The sequence below is a fragment of the Streptomyces sp. NPDC053426 genome, assembly GCF_055585405.1.
In genome coordinates this window covers 31214-47162 of sequence record NZ_JBVJKE010000025.1, presented here as the reverse complement: position 1 = coordinate 47162, position 15949 = coordinate 31214, and the positions used below count along the sequence as shown (strand labels likewise).

The 15949-nt window shown below is 72.1% G+C and carries 16 protein-coding genes and 1 pseudogene; 7 read left to right on the top strand and 10 right to left on the bottom strand.

Annotated features, from left to right (window positions below; translation table 11 throughout):
• The first annotated feature begins 45 nt into the window (after window positions 1-45).
• Complete coding sequence (locus tag ACZ62B_RS34855; protein ID WP_469693468.1) at window positions 46-2061, top strand: oxidoreductase; 2016 nt, start codon at window positions 46-48, stop codon at window positions 2059-2061.
• A 31-nt stretch (window positions 2062-2092) separates the two neighbouring features.
• Window positions 2093-2668 (top strand): PadR family transcriptional regulator, encoded by a 576-nt coding sequence (locus ACZ62B_RS34850; protein WP_344555605.1) that lies wholly within the window; start codon window positions 2093-2095, stop codon window positions 2666-2668.
• 200 nt (window positions 2669-2868) lie between these two features.
• Here ACZ62B_RS34850 and ACZ62B_RS34845 read toward each other — a convergent pair whose 3' ends face one another.
• Together ACZ62B_RS34845 and ACZ62B_RS34840 are read right to left on the bottom strand one after the other, a co-directional pair.
• On the bottom strand, window positions 2869-3399 hold the full coding sequence (locus ACZ62B_RS34845) for a hypothetical protein (protein ID WP_344555607.1): 531 nt from the start codon (window positions 3397-3399) through the stop codon (window positions 2869-2871).
• 170 nt (window positions 3400-3569) lie between these two features.
• A complete protein-coding gene (locus ACZ62B_RS34840) occupies window positions 3570-4571 on the bottom strand; it encodes a fibronectin type III domain-containing protein (RefSeq protein ID WP_469693465.1) in 1002 nt (333 codons plus the stop codon).
• Between the two features lie 391 nt (window positions 4572-4962).
• Between ACZ62B_RS34840 and ACZ62B_RS34835 the strand changes: the two genes are divergently transcribed.
• Entirely contained in the window at window positions 4963-5814 is an 852-nt protein-coding gene (locus ACZ62B_RS34835; protein ID WP_469693500.1) for a glycoside hydrolase family 75 protein, read from the top strand.
• A 24-nt stretch (window positions 5815-5838) separates the two neighbouring features.
• Here ACZ62B_RS34835 and ACZ62B_RS34830 read toward each other — a convergent pair whose 3' ends face one another.
• The 4 genes and pseudogenes from ACZ62B_RS34830 to ACZ62B_RS34815 all read right to left on the bottom strand — a co-directional run.
• Window positions 5839-6249 carry a PTS sugar transporter subunit IIA domain-containing protein gene (locus ACZ62B_RS34830; RefSeq protein WP_468724472.1) on the bottom strand — a complete coding sequence of 137 codons (411 nt, stop codon included), beginning with the start codon at window positions 6247-6249 and terminating at the stop codon, window positions 5839-5841.
• Window positions 6242-6841 (bottom strand): dihydroxyacetone kinase subunit DhaL, encoded by a 600-nt coding sequence (gene dhaL, locus ACZ62B_RS34825; protein WP_344555699.1) that lies wholly within the window; start codon window positions 6839-6841, stop codon window positions 6242-6244. Before dhaL ends, ACZ62B_RS34830 begins: the two co-directional genes overlap by 8 nt.
• Window positions 6842-6876: 35 nt before the next feature.
• A complete protein-coding gene (dhaK, locus tag ACZ62B_RS34820; RefSeq protein WP_469693463.1) occupies window positions 6877-7869 on the bottom strand; it encodes a dihydroxyacetone kinase subunit DhaK in 993 nt (330 codons plus the stop codon).
• 778 nt (window positions 7870-8647) lie between these two features.
• Window positions 8648-9033: pseudogene (locus tag ACZ62B_RS34815) on the bottom strand (hypothetical protein); the annotation flags it as partial.
• A 67-nt stretch (window positions 9034-9100) separates the two neighbouring features.
• Here ACZ62B_RS34815 and ACZ62B_RS34810 point away from each other — a divergent pair.
• Window positions 9101-9961, top strand: coding sequence for a nuclease (locus tag ACZ62B_RS34810; protein ID WP_468727281.1), 861 nt, complete (start codon window positions 9101-9103; stop codon window positions 9959-9961).
• A gap of 659 nt (window positions 9962-10620) precedes the next feature.
• On the opposite strand, the gene ACZ62B_RS34805 is transcribed toward ACZ62B_RS34810, so the two are convergent.
• The 3 genes from ACZ62B_RS34805 to ACZ62B_RS34795 are packed head-to-tail and all read right to left on the bottom strand — an operon-like array spanning window position 10621 to window position 12021.
• Window positions 10621-11328, bottom strand: coding sequence for a peptidoglycan-binding protein (locus ACZ62B_RS34805; RefSeq protein WP_469693461.1), 708 nt, complete (start codon window positions 11326-11328; stop codon window positions 10621-10623).
• Between the two features lie 10 nt (window positions 11329-11338).
• Entirely contained in the window at window positions 11339-11521 is a 183-nt protein-coding gene (locus ACZ62B_RS34800; protein ID WP_468727275.1) for a hypothetical protein, read from the bottom strand.
• Between the two features lie 14 nt (window positions 11522-11535).
• The gene (locus ACZ62B_RS34795) at window positions 11536-12021 is read right to left on the bottom strand and encodes a hypothetical protein (RefSeq protein WP_468727273.1); all 486 of its coding nucleotides are present in this window, start codon (window positions 12019-12021) and stop codon (window positions 11536-11538) included.
• A 307-nt stretch (window positions 12022-12328) separates the two neighbouring features.
• Here ACZ62B_RS34795 and ACZ62B_RS34790 point away from each other — a divergent pair, with 307 nt between their 5' ends.
• The 3 genes from ACZ62B_RS34790 to ACZ62B_RS34780 all read left to right on the top strand — a co-directional run bounded on the left by ACZ62B_RS34790 (window position 12329) and on the right by ACZ62B_RS34780 (window position 14689).
• On the top strand, window positions 12329-13144 hold the full coding sequence (locus tag ACZ62B_RS34790) for an AfsR/SARP family transcriptional regulator (RefSeq protein WP_469693459.1): 816 nt from the start codon (window positions 12329-12331) through the stop codon (window positions 13142-13144).
• A 112-nt stretch (window positions 13145-13256) separates the two neighbouring features.
• Complete coding sequence (locus ACZ62B_RS34785) at window positions 13257-13850, top strand: hypothetical protein (protein ID WP_469693457.1); 594 nt, start codon at window positions 13257-13259, stop codon at window positions 13848-13850.
• A gap of 71 nt (window positions 13851-13921) precedes the next feature.
• Window positions 13922-14689: a peptidoglycan-binding protein gene (locus ACZ62B_RS34780; RefSeq protein ID WP_468727268.1), complete on the top strand. Its 768-nt coding sequence runs from the start codon at window positions 13922-13924 to the stop codon at window positions 14687-14689.
• A gap of 1 nt (window position 14690) precedes the next feature.
• On the opposite strand, the gene ACZ62B_RS34775 is transcribed toward ACZ62B_RS34780, so the two are convergent.
• A complete protein-coding gene (locus ACZ62B_RS34775; protein WP_469693455.1) occupies window positions 14691-15875 on the bottom strand; it encodes a DUF2235 domain-containing protein in 1185 nt (394 codons plus the stop codon).
• Between the last annotated feature and the right edge of the window lie 74 nt (window positions 15876-15949).

Here is a 15949-nt window from a genome sequence, read left to right as displayed (position 1 = left end):
GCGTGCCTTACAACTACAGGCACGACACCGCGCACGGAGGGCCCGATGAGCCGTTACCCCCACCTGCTGACCCCCCTCGACCTGGGCTTCACCACCCTGCCCAACCGGGTCCTCATGGGCTCCATGCACGTGGGCCTGGAGGAGGCCGAGGGCGGCTTCTCCCGCATGGCCGAGTTCTACGCCGCCCGCGCCCGCGGCGGGGTCGGCCTCATCGTCACCGGCGGCATCGCCCCCAACGACGAGGGGCGGCCCTACGAGGGCGGTGCGAAGCTCACCACCGAGGCCGAGGCGAACCAGCACCGGACCGTCACCGACGCCGTGCACCGCGAGGGCGGCCGCATCGCGATGCAGATCCTGCACTTCGGCCGGTACGCCTACCACCGGGACCTGGTCGCCCCCAGTCCCGTGCAGGCGCCGATCAGCCCCTTCCCGCCCCGCGAGCTGACCGACGCCGAGGTCGAGCGCACCGTCGACGACTACGCCCGCGCCGCCCGCCTCGCCCGGCGGGCCGGCTACGACGGCGTCGAGATCATGGGCTCCGAGGGCTACCTGATCAACGAGTTCATCGCGGCACAGACCAACCACCGCACCGACCGCTGGGGCGGCTCGTACGAGAACCGCATGCGCTTCCCCGTCGAGATCGTCCGCCGGGTGCGCGAGGCGGTCGGCGAGGACTTCATCCTCGTCTACCGGCTCTCCATGCTCGACCTCGTGCCCGGCGGCTCCACCCTGGACGAGGTGGTCACCCTGGCCAAGGCGGTCGAGGAGGCCGGCGCCACGATCATCAACACCGGCATCGGCTGGCACGAGGCCCGCATCCCCACCATCGCCACCTCCGTGCCGCGCGGCGCGTACACCTGGGTGACCAAGCGCCTGATGGGCGAGGTGTCGGTCCCGCTGGTCACCACCAACCGCATCAACACCCCCGAACTCGCCGAGCAGTTGCTCGCCGAGGGCTGCGCGGACATGGTGTCGATGGCCCGCCCGATGCTCGCCGACCCCGACTTCGTCGCCAAGGCCGCCGCCGGCCGGCCCGAGGCGATCAACACCTGCATCGGCTGCAACCAGGCCTGCCTGGACCACACCTTCAGCGGGCAGATCACCTCCTGCCTGGTCAACCCGCGCGCCTGCCACGAGACCGAGCTGGTCCTCTCCCCGACCCGCCGCCGCAAGAGCGTCGCCGTCGTCGGCGCGGGACCGGCCGGTCTCGCCTGCGCGGTGAGCGCCGCCGAACGCGGCCACCACGTCACCCTGTTCGACGCCGCGAGCGAGATCGGCGGCCAGCTCAACGTGGCCCGCAAGGTGCCCGGCAAGCAGGAGTTCGACGAGACCCTGCGCTACTTCCGCACCCGCCTCGCCGAACTGGCCGTCGACGTACGCCTCGACACGCGCGTCACCGCCGACGACGTGGTCGGCCACGACGAGGTCGTCGTCGCCACCGGCGTCACCCCGCGCGTCCCCGACATCCCCGGCGCCGACCACGGAAGCGTCCTCGGCTACCTCGACGTCCTGCGCGACGGCGCCCCCGTCGGCGACCGGGTCGCGATCCTCGGCGCGGGCGGCATCGGCTTCGACGTCGCCGAGTTCCTCACCGACGGCGGCGACAAGGCGCACGAGAACCCCGAGACGTACTTCCGCCAGTGGGGCGTCGACCTCGACTACCGCGCCCCCGGCGGCCTCGCCGCACCCGAGCGCCCCGCCCCGCCGCGCACCGTCCACCTGCTGCAGCGCAAGACGTCCAAGGTCGGCGCCGGCCTCGGCAGGACCACCGGCTGGATCCACCGCACCGAACTCAAGCACCGTGGCGTCACCATGGTCCCGGGCGTGCGCTACGACCGGATCGACGACGCCGGACTGCACATCACCGTCGACGGCGAGAGCACCGTCCTGGAGGTCGACACCGTCGTCCTGTGCACCGGCCAGGAGCCGCGCCGCGACCTGTACGAGGAACTGGTCGCCGCCGGACGCGCCGTCCACCTGATCGGCGGCGCCGACGTGGCCGCCGAACTGGACGCCAAGCGCGCCATCAAGCAGGGCACCGAGCTGGCGGCGGCGCTGTAGGCCGGGCGCGGCCCGTCCCTAGGATGAGCCCATGTCACTCCCGCACGCGATCCTCACCGCCCTGCTCGAGAAGCCGTCGTCGGGGCTGGAGCTGACCCGCCGGTTCGACCGGTCGATCGGCTACTTCTGGTCCGCGACGCACCAGCAGATCTATCGCGAGCTGGGGAGACTGGAGGCCGAGGGCCTGATCCGGGCCCTTCCCCCCGAGCAGCCGGCCCGGGGGCAGAAGAAGGCGTACGAGGTCCTGCCCGCGGGGCGCGCGGAACTGGCCCGCTGGACCTCCGCGTCCCAGGATCCCAAGCCGCACCGCGACGCGATGCTGCTGCGGCTGAGGGCGGCGGCCGTGGTCGGCACCGAGGGCCTGGCGGCCGACCTGCGGCGCCACCGGGAGCTGCACGAACGCCAGTTGGCGGAGTACCGGGAGATCGAGCAGCGGGACTTCCCGCCCGGCAGGGACGGACCGGAGGACCGGCTGCGCCATCTGGTGCTGCGGGCCGGCATCGACCTGGAGACCTTCTGGACCCAGTGGCTCGACCACGCGCTGGCGGAGTTCGCCCTGCTGCCGGACACCGGCGGGCCCGAGGGCCCGGACGCACGGGAGGGGTGACACCGCGAGGGGTCGACGCCGGCCGCCCGCCCGGAGCGCGTCGGACGTGACGGCGGCCGGCGCCGGGTCCTGGGGGTGTCGTCCGGATCTTGCCGGGGCCGCGGGTTCTGGTGCCGCCCCTCGCCGCGTCGTCGTCGGTCGCCGGGGTTCCCCCTGGCGCCCTCCTCCGCCTCGCGTCGTTCCCCCACCGCCCGAAGGGGTCAGAAGTGGCGCGGAGCGCCGCGGCGGCGCAGGTACCAGGCCGTGGCGGCGATCCCCGTGCCGACCAGTGCGCCGCCCGCCACCAGCGTGACCGTGCCGTAGTCCGTCGAACCGCCGCCGATGCCGCCCATCACCCCGCGGGACGGCGAGGCCGTGGGTGAGACCGAGGGGCTGGGAGCCGTGGAGACGACGACGGACTGCGTGCCCGCGGTGCTGCCGTTCGAGCACACCACGACCACCGTGTACGTGCCCGGGCTGACGTTCGACCAGGCGGCGGACTGTCCCGAACCGCTCCCCGACAACGCCACCTGACGGCCCTGCGAGAAGCTCGTCTGGCCGCTGCCGAGCAGCGAGGCGGTGCCCCAGTGGCCGTTGATCTGGGTGCACGAACCGGTGCTCACCGAGACCGTCGACCCGGTGGTGCTGACGGAGATCCCGGCCGCGGCGGCCGGCCCGGCCAGGGTCAGCGCGAGCGCGGCGGCGGCGGCCGCGGTCGGACCGGAGCGGAGCAGTGGCTTCGAGTTGCGCATGTGGACCGCTTTCCGGCGGCACGGCCGGCGGTACATCCCTTGCGCCGCCGAGGTCGGGGAGCGCCCGTGCTGCCACGAGGCAAGCCAACGGGCACCCGGACCGGCCCGCACTCCGGCGGCATCCGGGCAGGTGACGGCTTCCTCCGGGCGGCCGACCCCCAGGGGCCGGGTCAGCGCCCGGCGCCCGTCGTCACCGTGCGCTCCGCCGAGAAACCGCCCCAGGTGCCGTCCGGCAGCATCGCCCGGATCCGCACCCGGTGGGCGACCCCGGCCTCCCGGCCGGCGTAGAAGCGGTACGTCGCCCGGTCGCGCGGCGCGTCACCGCCGTAGACGAGCGAGGTGGCGGCCCGGCCGTCCAGGTGCACCTCGTACTCGGTGACCACCCCGTCGACGCGCGGCGGCACCCAGTGGAGGACGATGTGGTACGCGCCGTCGGACCGTTCACTCGTGGCCCGGAAACCGGTGGGAGCGCCGGTCCGGCCGCCCGCACTGCCCGCGGTGGTGAGGCGGACGGTGGCGCCGGCCGGGGAGAGGTTGTCGGCCGCGTCCCGGGCCCGGACCGTGAAGGAGTAGCGGGTGCCCGGCCGCAGCCCCGTCACCACGGCGGCCGTCTGGTTCCCGCCCACACTGTGGATCTTCGTTCCGCCCTGGTAGATGTTGTACGACACCACTCCTCGGTCGTCCTTCGAGGCGGACCACGACAACTGGACCGCCCGGCTGCCGGCGGCCCGGCCGCGAAGCTCCGCCGGGCGGGTGGGAGCGGTGTCGTCGGCCGTGGTCGCCCCGGGTGTCGTCGCCCGGACCTCCCGGCTGCGCGGCCCGAGCCGTCCGTCCGCGTCCCGGGCCCGCACGGTGAACACATGGGTGGTCGCGGGCCGGAGCCTGGTGACGTCCACCATGTGCTCGGCACCGGGCACTTCTTTCACCTTCGTGGTGCCCCGATACACCTCGTACTGGCTCACCTCGGCGTCGGCGGCGGCGACCGCGTTCCACATGACGTGCACGCTGGTGGCGCTGCCCGCCTCGGCCGTGACACCGGTCGGCGCTCCGGGCGGCCGTTCACCGGCACCGGGGTCGTCCGTGCCTCCCCAGCGGCAGGAGGCGAGCAGCAGGAGAGCCCCGCCCAGCGCGAGAAGGCGACGCGGGGACACGGCTGGGGGAACACCACGCACGACTCTGCCTCCCGGGGCGACACACGGGACTGCTCGGACAATGGTCCGTACCAATATGGCTGGGCTGACGCGATCACATCAAGAGGGCGGGGGTGGGGGAGTGCTCGCGCGCGTTACGTATGCTGAAGTCCGAACGGGCCGAACATCCCCTTGAAGAAGGGGAGTTCGGGTCCGTGGCGCGGACCGCTGTCGTCGCAGATCCCGCGCCGGCGCGGGTGGCCGGACGGCCCGGGTCGACCCGGACCCGGGCTCCGGCCCCTTGTCGTGGTCGCCGACGTGATCGTGCTCCGTCCGGCCCTGTCGGGGCCGTCACGCCACCATATCGGGACGAAATGGTGCAAAGGTGCCCGTGAGTGTGCGTCCGTGACCCCGACGAGAGGCCCCCTTGATCGTGTCCCGTGTCCAGTCGCTCACCCTGGCCATGGCCGGTGTCGCCCTGCTGGCCCCCTCGGCTCCCCCCGCCACCGCACCCCAGCCCCGCCCCGAACCGGCCGCACGGCGCGCGGCCCCGGTCCCCGCGTCCACCGCGCCGGCCGAGGTACGCCCCGAACCGGCCGCACGGCGCACGGATCCGGCCGCACGGCGCACCGATCCGGCCCCCGCCGCCACCGCGTCGGCCGAGGCACGTGCCGACGAACCGCCCGCACGGCGCACGGCCCCCGTCTCAGCCGCCGACCTGCTGGCCAAGGTACGCACCTGCGCCCCCGTCTCCCACGGCCGCTACCGCGAGGACCACGGTGCCAAGGCCACCGTCCCGGTGTGCGGCACCCGCGACGCCGTGTTCTGGAAGGCCGACATGGACATCGACTGCGACGGCCGCCCCGGTCTCCGCTGCAACGCCCGCACCGACCCGTACTTCTCCTCCACCACGGCCTTCACCCAGTCCGACGGCCGTCCGCTGAGCTCCGAGGAGACCCCCTACGTGGTGGTGCCCGCGCCCAGCGCCGTGTGGAACCACCGGTCCCACGGCGTGCGCGGCGGATCGGTCGTGGCGGTGGTGTACCGCGACCGCGTGCGGTACGCGGTCGTCGGCGACACCGGCCCCGCCGACATCATCGGAGAGGCGTCCTACGCCATGGCCGAGTCGCTCGGCATCGACCCCGACCCGCACAGCGGCGGCACACCCTCCGGCGTCACCTACATCGTGTTCAAGGACAGCCGGGTGACCCCCATCGAGGACCACCAGGCCGCGGTGACGGCAGGGGAACGGCTGGCCCGGCGGTTCGTGGATGCGGACGGCTGAACCGGCCGGGTGCCGCCGCCCTCCTCACACCTTCCGGTACGTGTACGCCTCCACGGCCGCCGCCTCCACCGCCGCCAGGTCCGCCCCCGTGGCGGCCGTGACCACCGCGGCCACCGCGCCCTCCACGAACGGCGCGTCCACCAGCCTGGTGTGCTCGGGGAGTTCGTCGCCCTCGGCGAGCAGTGCCTTCACGGTGAGCACCGCGCTGCCCAGGTCGGCCAGCACGGCCACCCCCGCCCCGCGGTCGACGGACGCGGCCGCCGCGGCGATCAACTCGGCGCTCGTGCCCAGCCCGCCGCCCTCGGTGCCGCCCGCCGGCGCCACGGGAACCGCCCCGCCGGCGCCCGCCAGGCCCTGTGCCAGCTCCGCCACCGCCGCGGCCACCGCCGCGCTGTGCGACACCAGCACGATCCCCACCGGCTTCCCGTCACTCACCGCCGGCCTCCACGAGCCCGGCGATCAGCAGCGCCGCCGACGTGGCCCCCGGGTCCTGGTGCCCGATGCTGCGCTCGCCCAGATAACTGGCCCTGCCCTTGCGCGCCCGCAGTGGCGTCGTCGCCACGGCACCCTCCTCGGCGGCGTCGCGCGCGGCGGCGAAGGAGTCACCGAGGGCGTCCACCGCGGGCACCAGCGCGTCGATCATCGTCTTGTCGCCCGGCGCGGCACCACCGAGCTGCCGCACCGCGTCCACCCCGGCGCGCAGCGCCTCGGCCAGTTGCCGGCCGTCCACCTCGGCGGCGTCCCCGAGCGCCTTGCCGGTGCGGCGCAGCAGCGTCCCGTACAGCGGGCCGGACGCACCGCCCACCGTCGAGATGAGCAGCCGCCCGGCCTGGGTCAGCACCGCTCCGGGAGTGGCGGGCGGCTCCTTGTCCAGCGCGTCCTTCACCGCCCGGAACCCGCGCTGCAGGTTGCTGCCGTGATCGGCGTCCCCGATCGGCGAGTCGAGCGCGGTGAGCCGCTCCGCCTCGCGGTCCACGGACGTGGCGGTGGCCGTCATCCAACGGCGGAAGAAGTCGGCGTCGAGCACGGGAACTCCTTGTGTGGTCATGGCCCCAGCGTCCCTCACATGCCCCAGCGCAGTCCCGGAGTCCGCACCGGCGCGTCCCACAGCCGCAGCAGCTCCTCGTCGATCTGGCACAGGGTGACCGAGGCGCCCGCCATGTCGAGGGAGGTGACGTAGTTGCCGACCAGGACACGGGCCACGGGGACCCCGCGTTCGCCGAGCACCCGCTGCACCTCGGCGTTGAAGCCGTACAGCTCCAGCAGCGGGGTGGCGCCCATGCCGTTGACCAGGACCAGGACGGGGTTGCGCGGCGTGAGGTCCTCCAGGATCGCGTCGAGGGCGACCTCGGCGATCTCGCCGGACGTCATCATCGGCCGCCGCTCCCGGCCCGGCTCGCCGTGGATGCCGATGCCCAACTCCAGCTCACCGGCCGGCAGATCGAAGGTGGGGGTGCCCTTGGCCGGCGTGGTGCAGGCGCTCAGCGCCACACCGAAGCTGCGGGAGTTCTCGTTCACCTGCCGGGCGACGGCCTCCACCCGCTCCAGCGGCTGCCCCTCGTCCGCCGCCGCGCCCGCGATCTTCTCCACGAACAGGGTCGCGCCCGTGCCCCGCCGGCCGGCCGTGTACAGGCTGTCGGTCACCGCCACGTCATCGTCGACCAGCACCTTCGCGACCTGGATGCCCTCGTCCTCGGCCAGTTCGGCGGCCATGTCGAAGTTGAGCACGTCACCGGTGTAGTTCTTCACGACGAACAGCACCCCGGCCCCGCTGTCCACGGCCGCCGCGGCCCGCACCATCTGGTCGGGCACCGGGGAGGTGAACACCTCGCCGGGACAGGCCGCCGACAGCATCCCCGGCCCCACGAACCCGCCGTGCAGCGGTTCGTGCCCCGACCCCCCGCCGGACACCAGGCCCACCTTCCCGGCCACGGGCGCGTCCTTGCGTACGATCACCCGGTTCTCCACGTCCACCGCCAGCTCGGGATGGGCCGCCGCCATCCCCCGCAACGCGTCCGCGACCACGGTCTCCGGGACGTTGATCAGCATCCTCATGGGTACCTCCTAGGGGGCTCAGCAGGCGGGTTGTCGACCTGCGTTCTTGCTGGGCAGAGCGGTTACGGACAGTTCTTGATCTTGGCGGTCGGCGGCGGTCGTGAGCAGGTTCCGGCGGTACTGGTGCCGACTTGATGCCGACTCCGGTGATGCGGCGTCGGATTTCCCGCGGCGGGTCGACTGCGTACCGGCAGGAGCCCTACAGGGGCAGTATCGACCTTGTGAGCGCGAAGGTCACGTGAGGCGACCTCCGGAGAGGCCGGGGAATATCGGTCTGGCGGATACGGCCAAAGCCCAGGACCGCTCCTCCGCCGTGCAACGGACGGAGATCGCCGCGCGGTCATGGCCGTGCGGTGGTGGACCATCTCTCCCTCGACCGTGGCGGCGAGCGGTTCCACGACGTCGGCAACGGCGGATGACGGACCGGCACCGAAGGAGCTGTCGGCGCCTTCCATCGTGTACGTGACGAGACGTCCGGGCGCCGCCCCAGGACGCGGGTGATCTTGACGGCTTCGTCGGGCCCGAGCCCGTGCGAGCTGGTCGTCGGCGGCCGGCACGGTGCCGGGCGGCAGAGGCCGGCTTCCGGAGCCGAGCCGGGACCGTTTGGCCCGCACCGTCGTTCCGCCGGAACTTGTTCTTGACGTCGACGATTTGCGCGCGTGCCCGTGTCTTCGTGCTGTGCCTGCTCCGAAGGGGAGGACGACACCGCGAAGGTCACCGCGGACAGCCGTATCGGAACACCCCTGACACTCCAGCCGGACTTCTGTATTTGTCCCGGTCAGCGGCCTGGTGGTGGGGAGTGCAGTGGGGGTTCGGCGTGTGCGGGACGGTCCTGGGCCGACCGTCCCGCGGACGAGCGCCCGTGCCGCGTGCGATGACGACGCAGGGCACGTCTTGGTGGCGGCGTCGCCACCGGGACCAGTTCACCGCGTGGTCGCGGCGTGCGGGACGGCGGCGGGATCGAGCTGCCGGCGGACGACGGTCGGACGACGGTTTCCGGCCGGAGCGAGAGCCACGAGGTCGGGCGTGCCGGCCTCGTCACCCCTTCTTCGTGCTCCTGCACGGCCATCACGGCGAGGGGGCGTGGGCGAGCATGGCGAGTGTGATGTGCCGGTATCGGCCCACGTAGCGGCGGACCTCGCACCGGTCCAGGCCGCACTCGTTCACAAAGTGCGAAATGCCCTGTTCGGTCGCATGATTGGACGGAGGGAGGGTGGTCCGAGGAGTCGCCATGCCCATGCTTGTGATCAAAGGTTTCTATGACGTCAAGGGCTCCCAGCCGGACGGGGACACGGTGGCCTTCACCTCCGACGATCCGGCCCAGTGGGACCTCGTGGGCGGTGGGCTCGGCCGCGCCGTGGAGCACAGTGTCACGGGCCGTGCGAAGCTGCGGCTGGACGCGATCGACGCACTGGAGACGCACTACGGCGCCAACCGGGTCCACCAGCCCCTGCGGTTCGCCCACGCCGCGCGCGACGAGCTGCTGAGCTGGATAGGCTTCACCGAGGTCCGGCGTGAGGGCGAGAACGTGATCACCACCACCCCGGACACGGTCCCCGGCTTCGTCCTCACCCGAGGCACCGACGTGCACGGCCGGTGCATCGCCCTGGCGGGTCGCGGCACACCCCCGGGAGACAGTGGCCGGGAGATCGACGTCGACCCCGCCGTGCTGAGGACGACGCTCAACCACCACATGCTCGCCGTGGGCCTGACCTGTCCGACGTTCTACCGCAGCTTGTTCACCAGCCTGCGCGCCGAGATGGCCACCACGGCCGAACAGGCCCGGACAGCGGGCCGGGGCCTGTGGCCGAGCGACGTCACCCTCACCGGGGGAAAGGTGAGCGGTCTGTCCTCACTGACGGACGACCTCGTGCTCCTGCCCAAGCTGTTCCGCCGCCTGGTGGACTACCTGAATCTCGGCACGCTGCCGCTCACCTGCTTCCCCGCCTTTCTGGCAGGCGTGGGGGACCGGTTCTCCATCCTGTCCACGGGTGAGCGCTGCGTGGGACTGCACCGGGTCGTGGAGACCGTGAACGGCGAGACCGTGCGGATGACCCACCCGCCCGAGGACCTGCTGTTCGAGGACTCCTGAGACCGGCTGAGGCCGGCACGAACCCCGCCGCACCGGAGGGGTTCGTGCCGGCCTCAGTCAGCCCCGCTGCCTCATCGGTTGTCTCATCAGTCCTGCTTCGGCGCATCGAACCGCAGCCCGCTCGACCCGCCCCGCTCCCGCTCACCTTGCGGCGGGTGGTCCACGCGTGTGCCGAGCCGTCCTGCCACCGCGTGAACCGCCGACCGCGCTCGACACGGGTGCCGGAGCGCAACACCTCCTCCCCGTAGAGGCCGGCCGTCTCGGCGAGGAGGCGGTCCAGCGGAGCCTCGAGCGAGGCGTCGTCGCGGTCTGGGCGGACCAGGCGAAGCGGACGGAATCCTCGTCGGCGAGGGGCTGCGGCGCCAAGGGGCACCCGTGGGCGGGTACTTCGGCGGCCAGCGGGTAGCGCGGGGCGGTCTCGGCCGGCGGCTCCGCGGCGTCCGGGACCGGTGAGGCCGCCGAGGGCGGCCGGGGAGGTCGGGCCCCGGCATGCGGCCTTGGTCTGGTCGCCGAACAGGCCGGTGGCCCCCTCGGGGATCTTGTGGCCACGTTTGGTCAGGGCCTTCTGGACGATGCGTACGTCCTCGTTCCGCATGCCGAGCCGGACGTCGGACAGAGTGACCATGGGCGGGGCGACCATGAGGGACGTTCAGTACCAGTCAGTACCAGTGGGGAGTCCGCCGCGGATCTGCCTGCTGGACACGGGCCGTGAAGTTCGAACCGGACTGGTTCACGTGGTAGCGGTCGCGGACGTAGTTGACCGTCGCGCACATGCAGGCGACCACGTCGTACGGCGTGGTGGCTGTGCCCGCCTGGTGGTACGTGGCGAACGTGCCCGGGATGCACTGCGTGGCTCCCCGGGAGCAATTCTGCGGGTGGCCGTCGGAGACGCGCGGGCCGCGCGCGTTCATGTCGGTCGTGTTGATGCGGAACTTCGGGTGATTGCTGGCGGACTCGCGCTTGGCGATGGTGGCGAGCGCCGGGACGCCGAACTGAGGGTCCATGCCGGTCAGTTCGCACGCCTTGCGGGCGTAGCGCCGCATTGCCTCCTCCCCCGACTCGTCGCCGGGATCACGGAAGGTGACCTGGCCGAGGGTGAGTCTTCCGCTGCCGGCCCCGCCCGCGACGTGGAAGAGGCCGGTGAGGCTGCCGAGGGTGGCCAGGGAAGTCGGGCCCGGTACGCCGTCGGCGTCGGCTCCCTTGAAACCCTGGGCGAGCTGCTCGGCCCGGTAGGCGGCCCTGGTCTGGTCGCCGAACAGGCCGGTGGCCCCGTCGGGGATCTTGTGGCCACGCTTGATCAGGGCCTTCTGGACGATGCGTACGTCCTCGTTCCGCATGCCGAACTGGACCTTGGACACGGCGACCATGACGAGGCCTTCAATCGATCCGCTGGATCCGATCGGTCGGGACCGGAGCCCGGCGATCGGCGAGACGGGAAAGGACGAGCATGTGACCGACGGCCTCGTGGCCACCGCCCGTCGGGCAGGCGCCCTTCTCCGGATCGCCGTCGCGGAACATCGCGTGGCACTCGCCGCAGTGACGCCGGTCCCGCACCGACATGGGGCCGACTCCCCTCAGTTCACGTGGTAGTAGACGTAGTAACAGGACTTCTCCTCCTCGGAGAAGGCGATCTTCGACAGGTCACCCAGCCCCTGTTCGGTCTCGTCGATGGTGACGGAGCCCAGCTTGTCGTCGTTGCCGAACGGGCTGTCGTCCTTCTCCCAGAGGAAGACCGTCGTGGCGCCCTCCACGGGAAAGGTGACACCGACGGGGATCCTGGCTCCCGCGGCGGCCTCGACCGGGTCGCCCGGCGGCCACACCCTGTTGTCCAGGCCGGGCGAGTCGATCGTCGTGGCATAGAGGTCGTCCGGTGCCTCGTTCGCGGCGTCGCTGATGAGCCGGCCGATGTCGGCGTTCCCGGTGAGCCGGTCGATGAGCTGGGCACCCGGCAACTCGTAGACCGGGGCAAGCAGTGTGTTGATCACCGCCCCGAGGTCGAAGTCGGTCGACGTCGCCGGCCGCACGCAGATGAACTCCTCGATGGTCACTGTCGCCGTCATCGCGTCCTCCTGTCGGTCCTGAGGCCGGCCCCTGCCGGGCACTCCGGCGCTCGCCTCTCCTGCGCCATGTCCGACGCTACGGACGCGGCGTCAGCGCGGCGTCATCCCGGCGTCACCAACGGTCCGCTGGGCCCGCCCGGTTGCAGGCGGTGAACGGGAGTCCGAAAATGAGGAACGGGGACGCGTCGTCGGGCCGTGCGACGTCTTGGAGGTCACAGTCGAGGCGACGAACGCGACCGCGCCCTCGATGCGGCGAAAAGGCCCGCGAGAGGCGCGCCCACGCGAAACCGCGCGCGAGGCGATCAAAGTGACGTCTTCTTCTCGGCTGAGACTTCTCGGCGAGTTCCGTCTGGAACTGGGCACCGAGCATGTCGACCTGTCCGGCAACGCCCAGCGGCTCCTCGCCTTCATGGGACTGCGGGGGCAGGTGTGCCGTACGGTCCTCGCCGGCACGTTGTGGCCGAACGTCACCGAGGGCCATGCCAGGGGCAGTCTGCGCACCACTCTGTGGAAGCTGCCTCGCACCGAACCGCCCCTGATCGGCTGTCGCGGCGACGTCCTGCGGGTCACCCCCGCCCTGCACGTGGACGTCCACGCCCTCACCCGGACAGCGCTCGACGTCGTGCAGGGCAACGACCCTGCGCCGCACGCCCTGCCGTCGCTGGGACTGCTGACCGTGGAGGATCTGCTGCCGGGCTGGGACGAGGACTGGGTACTGCTGGAGCGTGAGCATCTGCGACAGCTGCGGCTGCACGCGCTCGACAAGCTGGCCGAAGCCTTGATACGGCAGGGCAGACCGGCCCTGGCGATCGAGGCGGCCTGGGCCGGCGTACGGGCGGAGCCGCTGCGGGAGAGCGCGCACCGGGCGGTCGTGTCAGCCCATCTCGCGGAGGGTAACGTCGGCGAGGCGGTGCGCCATTATGAGACGTTCCGCCGCCTGCTGGAGGAGGAGCTTGGCGTCGCCCCCTCTCCCCGGTTCGCCCGGATGCTGCCCGAGCGAGCCGGAGCCGAGGGAAGAAGGGCAGCACCATGCACCAGAGCGTCCGCGACTACCGGACGACCTTCGACGATCCGCTGGAAGGACGCGTCAACTTCATGTACCTGGACGCAAAAGGGTGTGTGAGCACCGGCATGGGCAACAAGATCGACAGACGGCACGGGACGATTCCGCACCCACCGCGCGGGAGCGGGCCGGCTCACCGGCCGCCGGAGAGGCCGCCCAGGAAGGGGACACCGTGAAGTCCCGTCTGGAGCCGGCACCCTTCGGCCACGGCAGCTTCAGGCCGCCCCTGACCCGGCTGCACGTGGACGACGACGAAATCGACCGCCATGTCTTCGAGAAGCTCGACGAGACGGAGGGAGTGCTCATAGGCCGCGACGGCTTCGGTGACGTCGGCCCCTGGCCGGTCACCGCCCAGCTCGCCACGCCGGACATGTGCCGGGCGATGGGCCCGAAGCTCGGGTTCCCGAAGTTCCAGGGGAACGCGGGAGTGCGGAACCGGGCGGGCGCGGTGGACGAACGCCACTTCACCCCGGACGCCGGCACGATCAGGATCCGCGACAAATCGGACCGGGCGCACTTTCCGCTCGCCCTCGAGGCGGAGTCCCAGGGTCTGCCGCTGGAGCAGATCGTGCTGGACCTTGTCGGACGTGTCCGGCGTCCAGGGACCCTTCTCGCCCTGCACGTCACACCGCTGACCCAGGGCGAGGTCAAGGAGTTCCAGAGGACCGACGGCCTGGTCGGGAACGGGGCGTTCGACGACCCGGACACCCGGTCCGAGCTCGCCTCCCGGCTCTCCGCGCAGGGCTTCGTCGCGTCCGGCGCCTGACCTGCGCGCCGACAGCGAAGGGACGGGGAGGAGACAGGCTCACCGGCGAACAGACGGAGAGGCACAGCATCATGACCGCGTTCACCCTCGACATGTCCGGCCCGTTCCAGCCGGGCACCGGCGCCACCGACCTCGGCGGACCGAACGTCGGCGGTCACCGGCCACCGCACTGGTACGAGCAGTACGGCATGGACTTCGGCGCTGCCGAAGGCACCCTCGTCCGCGCGGCCTTCGACGCGCACATCACCCGGTGCAAACCGCACGATCCGGTCGCCGACACGACCAAGGTGTACGGCGCCCAGCTCTTCATGCGGGCCCCCAACGACATGATGGGCGGCTACTACACCCACATCACCGACGTGCCGGCCGGACTCACGGCCGGCTCCTCGGTCGCCAGAGGCGATCCGCTGGGCACCGTCTGTCGCGGCGGCCCGACCACAACCCATCTCCACTGGGCCCTCGTCGAGATTATCGGCGGCGCACCGGCCGGCCGGTACCAGGGGATCGACCTCCATGAGTTCTTCCTGGGCATCACCGGCACGGACACCGTGGCCTCGGTGGCCTTCCCGCAGGACGGCTCACCGCCGATGCCCGGCGATGGCGCCGGCCGCCCCAGGACGTTCCGACTGGCGGGCGTCCGCGGCATCCAGGAAGCCCTGACCGCGCTCGGCTACGGGCCCGGGCCCATCGACGGCATCGACGGCCCGCGCACCAGGGCCGCGGTGAGCGCCTTCCAGCGGGATCAAGGGCTGGCGGAGGACGGGCAGTGGGGAGAGGACACGCATGCCGTGATGGTGGCGGCTCTGCAGGCCAAGGGGTTCCTGGTGGACGGGGACTGAGTCATCGGGTGGTGCGGCCGGCCCCCGGCGCGGACGCGGGAGGCATCGGCGGCAGACCGGCCGCGAGGTCCGGCAGCAGGGCGGGCTCCAGCCGGATCCGCTCCTGGCGGGTGAGGTACCGCCTGAGTTCCGGCGGCCGGTATCCGGCGTCACGGTCGTAGCGCTCCTTGGCCGGGACCGCCAGGAACTCGTTCCCGTCGGGCTCGTTCCTGTCGTTCACCGCGCTGCCCAGCGGCCGGTGGTAGGCCTTGGCCAGCCGGTACATGCGCGTCCGCGACTCGTGCAGCTCACTTGAGCCGTCCGGCTCGACCCGGAAGCCCACGCTCTTCTGCGGCCTCATCTCCTTCGGCCCGGCCGCGCTGAGCGCCTCGTCGTCGCACTCCAGCCCGTAGCGCCGGGCCTGGTCGACCATCCACAGCAGGGCGATGTCGGACAGCCCCGCCTCCGTATACCCGCCACCGACATCGCAGTGCACCCCGGCGAACCAGACCTGCTTCAGCTCCTGCCCCTGCCGGGCGGCTTCGGGCCGCTGGTGCCACAGCGTCGGCCGGAACGCCGAGCGCTTCTCGTCGATGGCCAGCGCGTGGAAGGCCCCCTTGACCCAGCCGCTCAGCTCGGTGTCGTGGAACGCCCAACGGTGGTTGAACCCGTTCACCGCCGGCTGGAGCGGAGCGGCGTCCGGCAGAGGTACGCCCAGCGCGCCCACGGTGTCCCACACCCCGATGAAGTGGATCCCCGTCTCGCGGGCGTACGAACGGCGGAACAACGTGGATGCCGCGCCGTTCGGATGCTCGATCCGGTTGCGGTAGAGGGACCACGCCGCCTGCGTGCGGTCGGCGTGTTCCCGCCGCAGGATGCCGCTGTTACGCACCAGCCCCGCCAGGCTGCGGGCGGTGAACGCGCCCCGGCTGAAGCCGAAGAGGAACAGTTCGTCGTCGGGCTCGTACGTCTCGACGAGGAACCGGTAGGCGTCCGCGACATTCCGCGAAAGCCCCACGCCGAACGCGCCGCCCCGCAGCCGCTCCCATTGCCGGGTACCGACACCGCTGTGGTAGTAGACCCGCTGGTCCATCCCGCCGGCGGACCCCTGACGCACGGAAAGAGCGACCTTGGCGACGTTCGTCTTGCTCGGCTGGTCGGCGAAGTTCCATGTGCCGTCGCAACAGACGACCAGACGCTTGGCCATGACCATCCCTCCTCGCGAGAGCGTGGACCGGCGTACAGCACCACTTCCATGCTTCCACCACCCTTCGGGCCGCG

What these genes read in the sequence shown, in the direction of transcription:
- ACZ62B_RS34855 (WP_469693468.1), top strand. Translation starts at nt 46, where the DNA reads ATGAGCCGTTACCCCCACCTGCTGACCCCCCTCGACCTGGGCTTCACC.
- ACZ62B_RS34850 (WP_344555605.1), top strand. Translation starts at nt 2,093, where the DNA reads ATGTCACTCCCGCACGCGATCCTCACCGCCCTGCTCGAGAAGCCGTCG.
- ACZ62B_RS34845 (WP_344555607.1), bottom strand. Translation starts at nt 3,399, where the DNA reads ATGCGCAACTCGAAGCCACTGCTCCGCTCCGGTCCGACCGCGGCCGCC.
- dhaK (WP_469693463.1), bottom strand. Translation starts at nt 7,869, where the DNA reads ATGAGGATGCTGATCAACGTCCCGGAGACCGTGGTCGCGGACGCGTTG.
- ACZ62B_RS34810 (WP_468727281.1), top strand. Translation starts at nt 9,101, where the DNA reads ATGCCCATGCTTGTGATCAAAGGTTTCTATGACGTCAAGGGCTCCCAG.
- ACZ62B_RS34805 (WP_469693461.1), bottom strand. Translation starts at nt 11,328, where the DNA reads ATGGTCGCCGTGTCCAAGGTCCAGTTCGGCATGCGGAACGAGGACGTA.
- ACZ62B_RS34800 (WP_468727275.1), bottom strand. Translation starts at nt 11,521, where the DNA reads ATGTCGGTGCGGGACCGGCGTCACTGCGGCGAGTGCCACGCGATGTTC.
- ACZ62B_RS34795 (WP_468727273.1), bottom strand. Translation starts at nt 12,021, where the DNA reads ATGACGGCGACAGTGACCATCGAGGAGTTCATCTGCGTGCGGCCGGCG.
- ACZ62B_RS34780 (WP_468727268.1), top strand. Translation starts at nt 13,922, where the DNA reads ATGACCGCGTTCACCCTCGACATGTCCGGCCCGTTCCAGCCGGGCACC.
- ACZ62B_RS34775 (WP_469693455.1), bottom strand. Translation starts at nt 15,875, where the DNA reads ATGGCCAAGCGTCTGGTCGTCTGTTGCGACGGCACATGGAACTTCGCC.